We start from the raw sequence: 14,623 nt of genomic DNA, 5'->3' as shown, positions 1-14,623 counted from the left end.
ACAACTCTGTACACCGTAGAGAGAACGTGATGACAGACGCGGACCACACCGGCACGGGCGATCCACGGCGGACCATCGAACTGCTCTGGGGTGTGCGCGAGAAACCCCGCCGCGGCCCCAAGCCGAAGCTCACCGTCGAGGAGATCGTCACCGCCTCGATCGAGCTGGCCGACACCGAGGGCCTCACCGCGCTGTCGGTGCGCCGGGACGCGGAGAAACTCGGCGTCTCCCCCATGACGATCTACACCTACATCCCCGGCCGGGCCGAACTGCTCGACCTGATGATCGACCGGGTCCACGGCGAACTGACCGATCCACCGGAGAGCCACGACTGGCGGGTCACGATGACGATCCTCGCCGAGGACGCGTGGGAGATGTACCACCGGCATCCGTGGATGCTCCAGCTCACCACCGGCCGTCTCCCCCTAGGCCCGCACACCTTCGCCAAACACGAACGCGAACTGAGGGCCGTCGACGCGATCGGGCTCACCGACCTGGAAATGGACGCCGTGGTCGCGATGGTCAACGGGTTCGTCCAGGGCATCGCGCGCGGCTCGGTCGAATCGGCGAGTCTCGTACGGCGATCCGGGCTGACGGACATGGAGTGGTGGACGGCCAGCGCGCCCGTGCTCGCGGAGATCCCCGAAGCCGACGCCGGGCTGTTCCCGCTCGCGGCGCGGATCGGGCAGGCGGCCGGCGAGACGCACGGTGCGGCGAGCGCGCCGCTGCACACCTTCCGGTTCGGGCTGGCGCGGATCCTGGACGGCGTCGAGCAGCTGATCACTGGGCAGGCACGCGGGTCCGAGCGGGAACTGCCGTCCTGAGCGCGTGAAGGCCTCCTTCCCTCGGTTGACCCCAGGGGCCGGCAGAGTCGAAGTGGGGTCGTGAGTGGCGGTTCGGGTCAGGGCCGAGAGCGTCTTGGGTGCCTGCTGGATTTGGCTGGGGCTGATCATGTGTCCGTGAAGGCCTCCTTGCCTACCCTGAAGGTAGTGAAGGAGGCTTTCACGGACCTTCAGGGTCAGCCCCAGCCGAATCCAGTAGGCACCAGCGGCCACAGCAGGCACGGCGGCCGCGCGTGAAGGACCCCTTCCTTCGGCTCAGCCGAGGGAAGGGGTCCTTCATGTACTTCGGGCGGGCACGGGCGCCGGTACCGAGTGGGTCACCGGGGTCGTGCCTACGAGCGTAAATCAGACATCTCGCCACGCGAACGCGTCCTTTATGGACACTCGCGGTACGGCTGGCTCCCATCGGCGAGTCCGGAGCCAAGCCCCTATCACCTCAGGTCATTGCCGCGTCGCCGCAGTGAGCGGTAGAGCAGCCACAACGCCAGCGCGACCGGGGTCAGGACCGCCGTGAACAGGATTCCCGCGAACATCCCGTAGCCGTGCGGATCGGACGACAGGCCGGTCGCGCTGAGCACCGCGCGTCCGACGAGCAGCACGATCACCGCGGCGACGCAGGCGAACGCGCCCAGCACGATGCGGCGCAGCACCGTTCGCGAGGCACTCTCCGGCGTATCCATGAGCCATCACTCCGGGTCGGGAGTGCAGACGGTCAGGAACGACTTCCGGTTCTCACGCTGCACGGCCGCCGCGTCCATCCAGCCGCTCCGGCCGAACAGGTAGCTCCCAGACGGATGTTGGGCCGACTCGCGCAGCACCTGGGCGACGTCGGCCTTGGCGCCGTTCGCTTTCGGTCCGTCGACGGCGATGCTGACCGAGCCCGCCTTGGTCCAGTCGTAGTCCGCGGGCAGCGGTGTCCGCACCTGGAGCGGGCCACCGGTGTCCGGAAAGGACACCCCGAGCAGGTCCAGGTGCTCGACCCGCACTCCTGGCCGCGGCGCGGTCCACACCTGTTCCGTGCTTGCCTGGGTGCCGGAGTCGAACGTCAACCTCAGGCCGGTGACGCCCTCGCATGGAGTGCCCGTCCACAGTTTCAGGACACCGTCATCAACCCGGAATCCGGCCTCCGGTGGCAGCGACGGCGCGAACTGCGCCTTGGTGTCGCACGCCGCGGTCATCGCCACCACGAGCAAGGCGGCGCAGGCGACGCGCGAACCCCTAGTGATATCCGCCATCGGTCAGTCCCGCGTCTTCCTCGGTTTCGTTGCCGCCGGTGACCTGCTCCCACGCGTAGGAGGCAAGGAAGCCCGCGTAGCCTTCGCGCGCCCATTGCTGGGAGTGGCGCTCCTCGTGATGCAGCAACCGGTCCAGGTCGAGCGAACCCTGGGACACGCCGTTGTCGCCCTCGTACCAGGCGTGGCCCGACTTCACGACCTCTCGGAGTTGCTGCGCCGGATCCTTCGGGTCGTCGATGTTCAGCATGAACGTGTCGCCCCAGGCGGTTCCGCCTTGCTGGCTGAACTGGTCCTGGACGAGGTTCCCGCCCAGGCCCATCATCATGCCGTTCGGGGTGGTCACCAGCCGTCCGCCGTTGCCGTGCACGAAGCCCACGTCGTCGTCGTAGCTCCAGGAGTTCTCCCGTTGCCGGTCGGTGATCCGCCGCAGTTCCTCGGAGCCGTACGGGGTCGGCGCGAAGTCGGTCTTCTCGCCTTCGGTCCCGTAGTCGGTGCCCGCGTTCAGGATGTAGGTCATCCGCACGGCCTTGGCCGCGTCGTCCCCGCTGATGTCGGTCGGCATCAAGAAGTACGACTTGAACGTCCCGTCGCCGTCCTCGTCCTCGCGGATCTCTTCCATACCGTCGAGGACCTTGAAGTCGTCCGGTGTGATGTCGTGGTCGTCGGCGATCTTCTTGATGGTGTCGATCGATACGCCCCGGCGTACGGCGTTCTCGAGCCACTGCCGGTAATGGCCGGACGCGGGCGGCCCGATCAGCAGCCCCGCCTCACGCAGGGACTGCTCCATCTCGATGACTCCGGCCTCGATCTCCCCGCTCTTCCTGGCGCCCGCCAGGTCGGTCGCCCCGTGGTCGCTGATCTGGGCGTCCTGCGCGAGCCGCATCACCCGGGCGAGGGCGGCGTCGATGTTGGTCGCCGCGGTGAGGATCGCCTTGGTCTCCTGCTCCAGCTGCTTCCTGATGGTTTCGCGGTGCCGCCGGGACTCGGCGTACTCCTCGGCCTCGAACCGCGATTTCGGCGGTGGGTCGGCGGGTTTGTCGTCCACGATCGCGCTGTCGGCGGCGATGCGGAACTGGTAGGTGCCGGCGAGGGAGTCGTTGTTGGCGACTCTGGTCTTCAGCGCGGACACCTCGTCCGACGCGTTCTGCAGGGCGGTTTCGACGGCGGACAGCTCCGCGATCAGGATCTCGGCCTTGTTCCGCGTGTCGCCCAGCGAGCCGCGTGCGCGCTCGCCGGCGGGGCCTCGCCAATCGGGCAGTTTCCTGGCGTCGTCGAGTTCGTCCTGCAACCCGATGAGCTTGTCCCGCCGCCCGCCCAAGTTGGTGGCCGTCGTTTCGAGCGCCTCAGCGTCCCATTTTGCGGACGTCGTCGTAGCCGATCGTCATCCGCCGAAAGCCTCCTCCGCGGAGTTCTCGTTTTCGGAGTACGCGTTCGCGGCTTTCGTGATCGATTCGCTCCAGCCGTCGATCTCGCCGGCCCACCCCTTCGCGCGCTCGGTGAACGTCGACGCCAGCGTGGGCGCGCTCTTCGCGGCCTCCCCACCGGGCAACGCCGTCGCGATGGCGTCCATGCCGGTGCCCGGTTCCACGGCTCTGGCCTGGTCCGCGGCGGATCCCGCCGCCTTGGCCGCGTTCCGCAGCTGACCGATTTCGACCTCGTACCCGCTCACAGCCGGTGGACTCTACTTCAGCTCGGACGCCTCCACAGGCGATTCGGGCGATTCTTCGACGACCGGAGGACGGGCGAGTTCGGCCAGCTGCCGGACGACGTCGTCATACCGCGCCTGATCCGCGGCGGCACGGGCCTGCGCGCGCTCCAGTTCTTCGGCCAGCGCCGTCGCCCGGGCTTCGGCGAGGCTCCTGGCCGTGTGCTCCTGAGCGAGTTCGGCTCGGACGCGGTCCAGTTCTCCACGCAGAGCGGCCGATTCCTCCCGCGCGGCGGCACAGTCCTTTTCGGACACCGTCGCCCTGGCCTTCGCCTCGTCGAGCCGGTCCAGCAGCGCTTCGAGTTCCGCAACCGCCCTGGCCAGCGCCGTGTCCCGCTCGCCAAGCTCCGCCGCCAGCCGGGTCTTCTCGTCCCGGACGGCCGCGAAGTCCTCGCGCAGCGTCCGGAGATCGGAGACCAACGCGTCTCGGGCGCGTTCGGCCGCCACGGTCGCGGCTTCCGCGGCGCCACGGGCCCGTTCGTGGGCGGCGACTTCGGCCCACGAACGCTGGCGGGTCTCCTCGGCGTCCTTCAGGGCCTGTTCGGCGGCGCGTTCCGCTTTGGCCTTGGCCATCTTGTCGTCGCGGGACGCGGCCAGCGCGGTCGCGCGCGCGGTGTCGGCCTTCGCCGCCGCCTGCTGCGCGTCCTCGGCCTCGCGCCGGGCCGCGGCCGCGTCGGTTTCGGCTTCGGTGACCCGGCCCAGCGCCGCCTCGGCGGCGTTGTCGAAGCGCGAGCGCATGGCGTCCAGCAGTTCCACGAGCGACGCCGCGGCCGGGGTGAACTCGTCGGCGATCCGGCGGACCTCCAGCAGCGGATCGGCCACGCTCGCCACGGCGGCCGCCCGCCGGGCGCGCGACGCGGCGTCGGCGTGGGTCTTGCCGCAGTAGGCCGAAGGCCTGCCGCCCTTGCGTTTCCCGTCGGCGTCCACCGCGGGCGGGGGCAAGGGATTCTCGCAGCCTTCCAGCGCGCACAGCCGGACCTCGTCGGCGTCCGTATCGATCACCGCAGCAGGGTAGCGCTGCCCGCCCGTGCGAAAAGCGAGGCAACGCCGGTAAGACCGCCGATAGGGTCGATCGCATGCGTGTTCTGTTCACCTTCGCCGGCGGCAACGGTCACTTCCGGCCGCTGCTCCCCCTCGCCCGCGCGCTCGCCGACGCGGGCCACACGATCGCGTTCACCGGCGAGCCGTTCATGGTCCCGATCGTCGAGGCGGCGGGATTCGCCGCGTTCCCGTCGGGGCCCAATCTCGGCAGTGACGGACGCCGTCGCCCGTTGCTGCCTGTCGACCGGGACCGGGAGGACGCCGACTTCCGTGACGGGTTCGTCCGTCGCACCGCACCCTTGCGCGCGAAGGACGTCTTGGCGCTCTGCGAAGACTGGACACCGGATCTGCTCGTCTGCGACGAAGCCGATCACGGCGCGATGATCGCGGCCGAAAAGCTCGATCTCCCCCACGCGACCGTCCTGGTTATGGCGGCGGGTGCCCTCATCCGTCCCGAACTTGTCGACGACGCGCTCAACGAGGTCCGTGCCGCCCACGGGCTTCCCCGGCAGCGGAACCTCGAAATGGCCTATCGCCATCTCGTGCTCTCACCGTTCCCCGCGAGTCTCCGCGATCCCCGGTTCCCGCTGCCGCCGACCGCACAGCCGTTCCACGATCCCGTTCCCGGCCGTGGACCGGCGCCGGACTGGCACGTCGAGGGCCGCCCGACGGTCTACTTCACCCTCGGCACGATCTTCAACACCGAATCCGGCGACCTGTTCACCCGGGCATTGGCCGGGCTGAAGGACGTCGACGCGACGTGTGTGGTGACCGTCGGGAATCTCCTCGACCCCGCCGAGTTCGGCCCCCAACCGGAGCACATCCATCTCACGAAGTACCTGCCGCAGGACGACGTCCTCCCGTACTGCGACGCGGCTCTCACCCACGGCGGTTCGGGCAGCCTGCTGGGCGCGATCGCGCACGGGCTGCCGATGGTGCTGCTCCCGATGGGCGCCGACCAGCCCCACAACGGCGACCGGGTCATCGAACTCGGGCTCGGCACCGTCCTCGACGTCATCGAAGCCACACCGGAGGACATCCGCGATGCCGTGACCACGGTGCTGCGGGAACCGTCCTACTGGGAAGCGGCAGCGCGGTTGCGCGACGAGGTCACCGCGTACCCGCCTCCGGAGAAGATCGTCCCGCTCCTGGAAGGGCTGCTGCGGTGACCACCGACCTCGGCGCCGCGATCACCCGAGCGTTCCGCGAGGAGTCCGGGCAGGTGATCGCCACCCTGATCCGGGTCACCGGAGACTGGGATCTGGCCGAGGAATGCGTCCAGGAGGCGTTCGCGCTCGCGCTGCGCACCTGGCCCCGTGACGGTGTCCCGGCGAAACCCGGCGCCTGGCTGACCACGGCGGCACGCAACCGGGCCACCGACCGGATCCGGCGCGAGGCCGTCGGCGCGGCGAAACTGCGGGAAGCCGCCGAACTGGACGTCCCCGCCGAGCCGGAACGGGACGAGAGCGGCGTCCACGACGACAGGCTCCGGCTGATCTTCACGTGCTGCCACCCCGCGCTGCCGCTGGAAGGCCAGGTCGCGCTCGCGCTGCGGACCTTGGCCGGGCTCACCACCGCCGAGATCGCCCGCGCCTTCCTCGTCTCCGAGGCGACGATGTCGCAGCGTCTGGTCCGGGTGAAACGGAAGATCCGCACCGCGGGCATCCCGTACCGGGTCCCGCCCGCGGAGCTGCTGCCCGAACGCACGGCCGCGCTGCTGGGGATGCTGTACCTGCTGTTCAACGAGGGCTACTCGGCAAGTGTCGGCACCGATCTCCTCCGGCCCGACCTCTCCGCGGAAGCCATCCGGCTCGCCCGGATCCTCGCGGACCTGATGCCCGGCGAACCGGAGGTCCTCGGACTGCTGGCCCTGTTGCTCCTGCACGACGCTCGCCGTTCCACGAGGGTCGACGGTGACGGCACCCTCGTCTCGCTCGAGGACCAGGACCGCGGCCGCTGGAACACCGCCGAGATCGCCGAATGCACCGAACTGCTGGAGTCCGCGCTCCGCCGCGGTGTCCCCGGGCAGTACCAGATCCAAGCCGCCATCGCCGCCTGCCACGCGACAGCGGCCCACGCCGCCGAGACCGACTGGGCGCAGATCGCCGCCCTCTACGGAGAGCTGCTGCGTTTCGTGCCCTCGCCGGTCGTCGAGCTGAACCGCGCGGTCGCCGTCGCCATGGCCGAGGGCGCCGAAGCCGGGCTCGTGCTGGTCGACAAGCTCACCGGCAGTCTTCCGGGCTACCACCTGCTTCCCGCGACCCGCGCGGACCTGCTGCGGCGTCTCGGTCGTCTCGAGGAGGCCGCCGGCGCCTACCGCGAGGCGCTCGCGCTCGCCGGTACGGATGCCGAGCGCGCCTACCTGTCGGGAAAACTCGCCGAAATCTCCTGATGCCGGGGTGTCTGTCCGCGGTGCCGCCGTTCGTCGGTGAGCGACAAGTCCCGAAAGGAAGGGGTCATCCGATGGCCGTTCTCGACGTCCCCGGCGCCCGGCTGCACCACACCGTCACCGGCAGCGGTCCGGCGCTGCTGTGCATCCCCGGTGGTGCGGCCGATTCCGGCATGTTCGCGCCGATCGCGGGCCTGCTCGCGGAGCACTACACGGCGATCACCTACGACCCGCGCGGGATCTCCCGCAGCACCCTCGACGATCCCGACGAGGAGCAGCGGATCGAGGTCCACGCCGCCGACGCGCTCCGCCTGCTCGACAGCGTGAGCGAGGAACCCGCGGTGATCTTCGCGTCCAGCGGTGGTTGCATGCAGGCTTTCGAGCTCGTCGCCCGCCACCCCGGGCGGGTACGGACGCTCGTGGCGCACGAACCGCCGCTGACCAGCCTGCTGGACGAACAGCCCGACATCGATCCCGACGAGCTACTGCGCATCCACCGCGAGCACGGTATCGAGGCGGCGATGGCGAAGTTCATGGCGGAGGCCGGTTTCGAGGCGGGTGAGGGTGGTCTCCCACCGGAGATCCGGATCGTCGTCGGTGTCGGCAAGGAATCGGCCGGGCAGCCCGCACACGAGGCCGCGGTGCTCGCGGCCGGCCGACTCGGGCTGGATCCGACCTACTTCCCCGGTGACCACGGTGGTTTCGCCGCCGAAGCCACCGCGTTCGCTCCGCTGCTCCGGGAGGTGCTCGACGTCTGACCGGAGGTCAGCCGCGGACGTGCACGATCAGCCCGCCCACCAGAGCGCCGAAGCCACCGATCGCGGCCAAGGTCCGGACCAGGTTCCACCGCTCCCAGACACCCTCGAACTTCGCCCGCAGCGCCTCGAAGTCGGTTTTGTCGCCGTCGAAACCGGCTTCGAGCGCGTTGTTCAACGGCACGTTGAGTGCCATCGTCACGATCAGCATCACCAGCAGCAGGACGAACCCCGCGATGATCCACGGCAGCGCGGACCGCAGTTCCGACCGGAAGTGCAGCGCCGCCGCCACCGCGGCGAGCAACGGCGCGCCGCCGAAGCCGATCGCGAACCAGCCGTTGAGGATGGCGATGTTGATCTCCCGCATCCCGGTCACGTACGTCCGGGCGTCCGCCCGGCCCAGCCCCGGCATGACCGAGCACGTGTAGGCGTAGAACAAGCCCGCGATCAACCCCGCCGTGATGACGGCCGCGATCAGGACGATCTCGCTCAGCGTCGCCATTCCTGTCGCCTCCCTTCCGATTCCCGCTCGTCTCATCGATTCCAGACCCCGGTGGCCGCGGCCTTCGCGGCGTACACGGAGAAGTCCCGCGCCGGCCTGCCCAGCACCTTCTCGACGTCACCGGTGAGGGATTCGTTCCGGCCGTCGAGGACCCGGGTGAACAGGTCGGTCAGGCCTTCGATCTCTTCCTCCGGAACGCCTTGTTCGGCCGCTCCCGCGGCGAACTCCGCCGCGGAAACCGGAACGTACTGGATCTCTCGCCCCGAAGCCTTGCCGATTTCCGCCGCCGCGTCCGCGAAACTCAGCAATCGGGGCCCGGTCAGCTCGTACACCTCGCCGTCGTGCCCGTCGGTGGTCAGCGCGGTCACGACGACGTCGACGATGTCCTCGACGTCGATGAACGGCTCGGTCACTCGCCCGGCGGGCAGCACGATCTCCCCGGCGAGCACCGGTTCCAGCAGGAAGTGCTCGCTGAAGTTCTGCGCGAACCAGCTGGCCCGCACGACCGTCCATCCGGCACCGGAGTCCCGCACCCCCTGTTCGCTGACCACGGCCTCCTCCTCGCCGCGGCCGGACAGCAGGACCAGTCGCCGGACGCCGTGGTCCACGGCCAGCTTCGAGAAGTCGCGGATCGCTTCGGCGGCACCGGGGAAGGCGAGGTCGGGGTAGTAGGTCAGGTAAGCCGCGCTGATCCCGGTGACCGCCGCCGTCCAGGTAGACCGGTCGTTCCAGTCGAACCCGGGGCGCGACGCCTTGCGGACCTCGACGCCCTGTTCGGTCAGGCGCCGCGCCACCCGGCTCCCCGTCTTGCCGGTAGCGCCGAGGACCAGGACCGTCTCGTTGTTCTTCGTTTCTGTCATGTCCCTAGTCAAGCGTCTCCAAATGAGACGTAACATAGTTCAAAGGCTCTGTTCCATGTTTCATCGTCTACACTTCTCGGCATGGATCCCCTCGCCGGTCTGCTCGACGGACCCCGCGCCCGCGGCGCCTTCCTGCTGAAGTCGGTCATGACCCCGCCGTGGTCGCTGAGGATCGAGGACGAGGCACCGCTGACGGTGTTGGCGCAGGTTCGCGGGGAGTCCTGGGTCGTACCCGATCGCGGGGAGGCGGTCCGCCTCGGCACCGGCGACATCGCCATCGCGCGCGGTCCGGACCCGTATCGCGTCGCGGACGACCCGGCCACGCCACCGCAGGCGATGATCCTGCCGGGACAGGAATGCCTGACCCCGGACGGACAGCACCTCACCGAGCTGTCCGATCTGGGCGTCCGCACCTGGGGCAGCGATCCGGACGGCCCAGTCGTCCTGCTCACCGGCACCTATCCGCTCGAAGGCGAGATCAGCAAACGGCTCCTCAACGCGCTGCCGTCACTGCTGGTCGTGCGGGACGAGGAGTGGGACAACCCGCTCGTGCCGCTGCTCGCCGGTGAGATCGTCAAGGACACGCCCGGTCAGGAAGCCGTCCTGGACCGCGTGCTCGACCTGCTCCTGGTCGCCGCGCTGCGGACCTGGTTCGACCGGCCCGGCGCCGAAGCGCCCGCCTGGTATCGCGCGCACAGCGACCCGGTCGTCGGGCGAGCGCTGAAACTGTTGCAGCACAAGCCTTCCGAACCGTGGACCGTGGCGAGCCTCGCGGCCGACACCGGAGTTTCCCGCGCCGCGTTCGCCCGCCGGTTCACCGCCGCGGTGGGCGAACCGCCGATGGCGTACCTCGCGAGCTGGCGTATCGCGCTCGCCGCGGATCTCCTGCGTCAGCATCCCGATGTCACGATCGGCGCGGTCGCCCGCCAGGTCGGCTACGGCAGTTCGTTCGCGCTCAGCACCGCGTTCAAACGCGAGCACGGCGTCAGCCCGCAGGGTTACCGCGCCGGCGTCGCGTAACGCTCGACCAGTTCCGCGCCGATCCGCGCGAGTTCCGCCTGGACCGACGGCGGCCCCAGCACTTCGATCATCGAGCCCCAGCCCGCGAGCTGCTGGGCGATCATCCGTGCCACCGGCGCCGACACCGTCACCCGCACGCGTCCATCGCCGAGCTTCTCCTCCACAGTGGACTGCCGTCCGAAGTGGTCCTGGAGGATCGGAAGATGCCGCTCGGCGATGAGCACGGTCGCGTCCAGCCCGGAACGGCGTTCCTCGACCCGGTCGACGACCTGCTCCCACGCTCTCGACAGCTCGAAGTCGTCCGGGCGACCGGCGGGCAGGTCGCTGACCTCGGCGTCGGACATGCGGTCGACCCGGAAGGTGCGCTGGCCCTTCTCGGTGCCCGCGATGAGGTACCAGATGTCGTCCTTGTCCACGAGTCCCCACGGATCCACGATCCGCTCGACCGGTTCCGCGCCCTTTTTCGCGTAGCCGAAGCGGACTTTGCGGCGGCGGACGATCCCGGCCTGCAGCACGGGGAGCAGTTCGGGCCGTTCCTGCTCGCGCTCGCCCCACCGGGACGGGTCGATGACAACGGCGTCCGCGGCGGCCTGCGCGTCGACGCGGAAGGTGTCGGGCAGGGCCCGGACCAGCTTCCGCAGCGCGGATTTGACCTCGGGGGAGATCGACGCGGCCGGGCCCGCGAGCAGGAACAACGCCTGAGCTTCCGGCGCCGACAGTCCACTGAGGTCGGTCCGCGCGCCGCCGACCAGCGACCATCCACCGCCACGGCCGGGCTGCGGGTACACCGGCACACCCGCGGCGGACAACGCCTCCAGGTCACGCCGGGCGGTGGCGACCGAGGTCTCGAGCTCCTCGGCCAGTTCGGCAGCCGTGACGCGGCCACGAGCCTGCATCAGCAGGAGGGTGGCCACCAGGCGATCGGCACGCATGCGCCCAGTCTCGCAGCCAAACCGCTCACCCGATGCACACTTTGCTCTCCCGCGTTTCGTCCTCTGAATGCGGTAGTGCGCGATGTCAACCACCGCATTCAGAGGACGAAACGCGGGGGTTACCAGCGCGCGGGGTGCGCGAGCGACTCCGGCAGCTTCGTCGTCGCGTCACCCTTCGCCGCGTCCAGCTGGGACTGGATGAGGAAGAGCGTGTCACGGAAATCCGCGCCGCGGATATCGGCGTCACGCAGATCCGCTCCGGTGACGTCGGCCTGCCGGAGATCGGCTCCCCGCAGGTCCGCGCCGATCAGGTACGCCCCGCGCAGCAGCGCGCCGCGCAGGTTCGCCCCCTTCAGCTTCGCACCGATGAGGTCGGCGCCGTGCCGGTCCTTCTTCTTGCCGGGCACGGCGGCGCGGGCGAGTTCGCTCGCGCGCACCAGCAGCCCGTTCACCGCGGCCCGATGCGTGGGGACGTCGAGCTTCCTCAACACGCCGGGCGTGTCCAGTGTCATCCGCTCGGTCCGGTCGATCATCTCGACCAGGTCGTCGCGGATGGGCGCGGACGTCGGCAGCGCCGCCGCCTCGGTGAGGTAGTAGAGCAGTTCCTGCAGATCCCGCATGACCGGGAAGACCGCGAACATCGACTTGGCCGTCTTCGGCGCCTTCCGCCAGTCCTCGCCGTCGAAGGTGACCTGGGAGACCTTCTGGCCCGCGCCGAAGCAGTCATAGACCGTGCAGCCGGTGAAACCCTTCTTGCGGAGCTTGTCGTGGATGCCGCACCGGGAATCCTCGCGCAGGTTCGGGCACGCCTGACCGGCCGGTTTGGTGATCGCGAAATCGGCCGACGCCGCGAAGGCCGGGACGACACAGCATAGGCCGAAGCAGTTCTCGCAGTCGGCCCGCAGGCTGGAAAGGGCTGGCACGGTGGTTCGGACTCCAGATTTCGGCACGGTGTTCCAGCCACAGGGTACGGAGCGCACTTTCCGTGCAGGGCACCCGCCGCCAATGGCCGCCAGACGAAGGTCGGGTGCTGCCCCGTTCAGTCGATATCGGACATCTCGGCCGCTCAATAGCCTCGATCTTCGTGGGATTCGGCAGGTGCCGCCCCATGCGGTCGTGCCGGACCGCTTTCCGCCGCTGTGGTCCTGACCGGCCGGTCCCCTGCGAACGACAGGACGAACACATGCGAGAGACGAGACAAGCGCGTTGGCTGTCGCGTGCCGGAATGGTGAGCGCGGTCGCGGTGGCGATCAGCGTGACCGCCGCTCCGGCCCAAGCCGCCGAAGGACGGATCCTCGCCGCGGGATCCGCCGAAGCGATCCCGAACAGCTACATCGTCACGCTGAAGGACGGCGGCATCGTCGACGCGCTGGCGAACCGCTTCGGCGCGAAGGTCGAGCAAGTCTACAGCAGCTCGGTCAAGGGCTTCTCCGCGACACTGTCGGAGCGGCAGGCCAAGCGGCTCGCCGCCGACCCTTCGGTGGTGTCCGTCGAACAGAACCAGCTCGTCCACGCGGACGCGACCCAGACCAACCCGCCGTCCTGGGGTCTCGACCGCGTCGACCAGCGCAACCTCCCGCTCGACAACAAATACAGCTACACAAGCACCGGCGCCGGCGTGAACGTCTACGTCATCGACACCGGCGTGCGGATCAGCCACCAGACCTTCGGCGGCCGCGCCCGCAACGGCTACGACTTCGTCGACAACGACGCGGTCGCCCAGGACGGCAACGGCCACGGCACCCACGTCGCAGGCACCATCGCCGGATCGCAGTACGGAATCGCCAAGGGCGCCACCGTCTACGGCGTCCGTGTCCTCAACAACTCCGGCAGCGGCACCACCGCCGGGGTCATCGCGGGCATCGACTGGGTCACCAAGAACCACGTCAAACCGGCCGCGGCCAACATGAGCCTCGGCGGCGGCGCTTCCAGCACGCTCGACGACGCCGTCCGCCGGTCGATCGCCGCCGGCGTCACCTACGGCGTGGCCGCCGGGAATTCCAACTCGAACGCCTCGGGCTTCTCCCCCGCCCGCGTGACACAGGCGATCACCGTCGGCTCGGCCATCGAAACCGACGCGCGTTCCAGCTTCTCCAACTACGGCAGCGTCGTGGACATCTTCGCGCCGGGCACGAACATCACGTCGTCGTGGAACACCAATGACACCGCGACGAAGACCATCAGCGGCACCTCGATGGCGACCCCGCACGTGGTCGGTGTCGCGGCCCGCTTCCTGCAGAACAACAAGAGCGCCACACCCGCGCAGGTGGCCACCGCGCTGATCAACGCGGCCACCCCCGGCAAGGTGACCAACCCGGGCTCCGGTTCCCCGAACCGGCTCCTGTACTGGGCGCCGTCCGCCTGACGGCTCGTGCGTGGTCAGGACGGCTAGAGCCATGGCCCCCGGCTGCGGTTGATCCCCCGGCTCAAGTCCGTGAAGGCCTCCTTCCCTACCCTCAAGGTAGGCAAGGAGGCCTTCACGGACCCGGCTCACGAGCCCGCTACAGCACCTTCCGGATACTCGGCACCACGGCGGCGAGACCGGCGGCGTTCGGGTGCAGCGGAGCGAAGCTGTTGTTCACCACCGACGGGATGAGCCCCTCGATCCACTTGACGCCGATCGGCTGACAGGCGTCGTGACCGATGCTCGGCGTCCGGATGTCGACGTACTTCGCGCCGTGCGCGGCGGACTGCTCGGCCATCCGCGCGTTGAGCCGGTCGATGTTGGCCTGGATGTAGTCGGCGTCCTGCGGCAGGACCGGGACGAGCGGCCAGCACCCGCCCGGCTTGATCCCGGTCGGGTAGCCCACCATGACGATCTGGGCGCGCGGGGCGCGCTGGCGGATCTGCTCGATGACCGTGCCGTAGCTCGCGGCGAAGGCGTCGATCTTGGTGGCGTACTTGTCCACCCCGCCCGTGGTGTTGGCCGCTTTGCAGGAGGCACCCACCGGCAGCAGGTTCACACACGACGTCGCGAGCCCGACCAGGCCGACGTCGTTGCCGCCGATCCCGACGGTCACCAGTGTCGTGTCGGCCGAGAGCGCGTCGTACTGCGGCGGGTTGGTGCCGGAGACGATGCCCTTCTGCGGGTTGGTGAAATGGGACGTGGTCGCCGCGCCGCAGGTGACGTCGCGCAGTTCGTCGACGTCGAGCTGCTTCGCCAGCAGGCCGGCGTAGTTGATCGCCGACCGGGCGCAGGTGAGCAGATCGGACTGCGGCAAGACCACCGAGCCCGCCGAGAACGAGTCGCCCATCGCGACGTACACCTGGCGTTCCGCCGTGGCGAGGGCCGGTGTCCCGATTCCGGCGAGGGTCAGTGCGGTGCCCGCCACCGCGGCGATC

The 14,623-nt window shown here is 69.5% G+C and carries 16 protein-coding genes; 6 read left to right on the top strand and 10 right to left on the bottom strand.

Annotation, left to right across the window (positions count from 1 at the left end):
• Positions 1-29 precede the first annotated feature (29 nt).
• On the top strand, positions 30-824 hold the full coding sequence (locus AC069H_RS15785) for a TetR/AcrR family transcriptional regulator C-terminal domain-containing protein (protein WP_478232752.1): 795 nt from the start codon (positions 30-32) through the stop codon (positions 822-824).
• 449 nt (positions 825-1,273) lie between these two features.
• Here AC069H_RS15785 and AC069H_RS15780 read toward each other — a convergent pair whose 3' ends face one another.
• The 5 genes from AC069H_RS15780 to AC069H_RS15760 form a co-directional block, all read right to left on the bottom strand.
• On the bottom strand, positions 1,274-1,522 hold the full coding sequence (locus AC069H_RS15780; RefSeq protein ID WP_478228782.1) for a hypothetical protein: 249 nt from the start codon (positions 1,520-1,522) through the stop codon (positions 1,274-1,276).
• A gap of 6 nt (positions 1,523-1,528) precedes the next feature.
• On the bottom strand, positions 1,529-2,077 hold the full coding sequence (locus AC069H_RS15775; protein ID WP_478228783.1) for a hypothetical protein: 549 nt from the start codon (positions 2,075-2,077) through the stop codon (positions 1,529-1,531).
• Positions 2,061-3,395, bottom strand: a complete 1,335-nt coding sequence (locus tag AC069H_RS15770; protein ID WP_478232751.1) for a hypothetical protein — start codon at positions 3,393-3,395, stop codon at positions 2,061-2,063. The genes AC069H_RS15775 and AC069H_RS15770 overlap by 17 nt, the downstream gene beginning before the upstream one ends.
• A gap of 63 nt (positions 3,396-3,458) precedes the next feature.
• Positions 3,459-3,746, bottom strand: coding sequence for a hypothetical protein (locus AC069H_RS15765; RefSeq protein ID WP_478232750.1), 288 nt, complete (start codon positions 3,744-3,746; stop codon positions 3,459-3,461).
• Positions 3,747-3,758: 12 nt separating this feature from the next.
• Positions 3,759-4,784 carry a hypothetical protein gene (locus tag AC069H_RS15760; RefSeq protein WP_478232749.1) on the bottom strand — a complete coding sequence of 342 codons (1,026 nt, stop codon included), beginning with the start codon at positions 4,782-4,784 and terminating at the stop codon, positions 3,759-3,761.
• Positions 4,785-4,858: 74 nt separating this feature from the next.
• Between AC069H_RS15760 and AC069H_RS15755 the strand changes: the two genes are divergently transcribed.
• The 3 genes from AC069H_RS15755 to AC069H_RS15745 all read left to right on the top strand — a co-directional run bounded on the left by AC069H_RS15755 (position 4,859) and on the right by AC069H_RS15745 (position 7,970).
• On the top strand, positions 4,859-5,992 hold the full coding sequence (locus AC069H_RS15755) for a glycosyltransferase (protein WP_478232748.1): 1,134 nt from the start codon (positions 4,859-4,861) through the stop codon (positions 5,990-5,992).
• Positions 5,989-7,215, top strand: a complete 1,227-nt coding sequence (locus AC069H_RS15750; protein ID WP_478232747.1) for an RNA polymerase sigma factor — start codon at positions 5,989-5,991, stop codon at positions 7,213-7,215. The genes AC069H_RS15755 and AC069H_RS15750 overlap by 4 nt, the downstream gene beginning before the upstream one ends.
• Positions 7,216-7,286: 71 nt before the next feature.
• Positions 7,287-7,970, top strand: coding sequence for an alpha/beta fold hydrolase (locus AC069H_RS15745; protein ID WP_478232746.1), 684 nt, complete (start codon positions 7,287-7,289; stop codon positions 7,968-7,970).
• A gap of 7 nt (positions 7,971-7,977) precedes the next feature.
• Here AC069H_RS15745 and AC069H_RS15740 read toward each other — a convergent pair whose 3' ends face one another.
• Complete coding sequence (locus AC069H_RS15740) at positions 7,978-8,469, bottom strand: anthrone oxygenase family protein (protein WP_478232745.1); 492 nt, start codon at positions 8,467-8,469, stop codon at positions 7,978-7,980.
• Between the two features lie 32 nt (positions 8,470-8,501).
• Entirely contained in the window at positions 8,502-9,329 is an 828-nt protein-coding gene (locus AC069H_RS15735; RefSeq protein ID WP_478232744.1) for a Rossmann-fold NAD(P)-binding domain-containing protein, read from the bottom strand.
• 81 nt (positions 9,330-9,410) lie between these two features.
• Here AC069H_RS15735 and AC069H_RS15730 point away from each other — a divergent pair, with 81 nt between their 5' ends.
• Entirely contained in the window at positions 9,411-10,349 is a 939-nt protein-coding gene (locus tag AC069H_RS15730) for an AraC family transcriptional regulator (protein WP_478232743.1), read from the top strand.
• Here the strand turns inward: AC069H_RS15730 and AC069H_RS15725 are convergent.
• Together AC069H_RS15725 and AC069H_RS15720 are read right to left on the bottom strand one after the other, a co-directional pair.
• The gene (locus tag AC069H_RS15725) at positions 10,328-11,281 is read right to left on the bottom strand and encodes a helix-turn-helix transcriptional regulator (RefSeq protein WP_478232742.1); all 954 of its coding nucleotides are present in this window, start codon (positions 11,279-11,281) and stop codon (positions 10,328-10,330) included. The two genes, AC069H_RS15730 and AC069H_RS15725, sit on opposite strands and share 22 nt — an antisense overlap.
• A gap of 119 nt (positions 11,282-11,400) precedes the next feature.
• The gene (locus tag AC069H_RS15720) at positions 11,401-12,204 is read right to left on the bottom strand and encodes a pentapeptide repeat-containing protein (protein ID WP_478232741.1); all 804 of its coding nucleotides are present in this window, start codon (positions 12,202-12,204) and stop codon (positions 11,401-11,403) included.
• Positions 12,205-12,464: 260 nt separating this feature from the next.
• On the opposite strand from AC069H_RS15720, the gene AC069H_RS15715 reads away from it, so the two are divergent.
• Positions 12,465-13,646 (top strand): S8 family peptidase, encoded by a 1,182-nt coding sequence (locus AC069H_RS15715; RefSeq protein ID WP_478232740.1) that lies wholly within the window; start codon positions 12,465-12,467, stop codon positions 13,644-13,646.
• 136 nt (positions 13,647-13,782) lie between these two features.
• Here the strand turns inward: AC069H_RS15715 and AC069H_RS15710 are convergent, their stop codons facing one another.
• The gene (locus tag AC069H_RS15710; RefSeq protein WP_478232932.1) at positions 13,783-14,613 is read right to left on the bottom strand and encodes an SGNH/GDSL hydrolase family protein; all 831 of its coding nucleotides are present in this window, start codon (positions 14,611-14,613) and stop codon (positions 13,783-13,785) included.
• Positions 14,614-14,623 lie beyond the last annotated feature (10 nt).

The organism is Amycolatopsis sp. NPDC043887, from assembly GCF_056435665.1.
The sequence above is the reverse complement of the archived record's forward strand: the minus strand, read 5'-3'. Positions and strand labels throughout refer to the sequence as shown.

Coding starts and splice junctions, on each gene's coding strand:
- AC069H_RS15785 (WP_478232752.1), top strand. CDS start 30: ATGACAGACGCGGACCACACCGGCACGGGCGATCCACGGCGGACCATC.
- AC069H_RS15780 (WP_478228782.1), bottom strand. CDS start 1,522: ATGGATACGCCGGAGAGTGCCTCGCGAACGGTGCTGCGCCGCATCGTG.
- AC069H_RS15775 (WP_478228783.1), bottom strand. CDS start 2,077: ATGGCGGATATCACTAGGGGTTCGCGCGTCGCCTGCGCCGCCTTGCTC.
- AC069H_RS15755 (WP_478232748.1), top strand. CDS start 4,859: ATGCGTGTTCTGTTCACCTTCGCCGGCGGCAACGGTCACTTCCGGCCG.
- AC069H_RS15745 (WP_478232746.1), top strand. CDS start 7,287: ATGGCCGTTCTCGACGTCCCCGGCGCCCGGCTGCACCACACCGTCACC.
- AC069H_RS15740 (WP_478232745.1), bottom strand. CDS start 8,469: ATGGCGACGCTGAGCGAGATCGTCCTGATCGCGGCCGTCATCACGGCG.
- AC069H_RS15735 (WP_478232744.1), bottom strand. CDS start 9,329: ATGACAGAAACGAAGAACAACGAGACGGTCCTGGTCCTCGGCGCTACC.
- AC069H_RS15730 (WP_478232743.1), top strand. CDS start 9,411: ATGGATCCCCTCGCCGGTCTGCTCGACGGACCCCGCGCCCGCGGCGCC.
- AC069H_RS15725 (WP_478232742.1), bottom strand. CDS start 11,281: ATGCGTGCCGATCGCCTGGTGGCCACCCTCCTGCTGATGCAGGCTCGT.
- AC069H_RS15715 (WP_478232740.1), top strand. CDS start 12,465: ATGCGAGAGACGAGACAAGCGCGTTGGCTGTCGCGTGCCGGAATGGTG.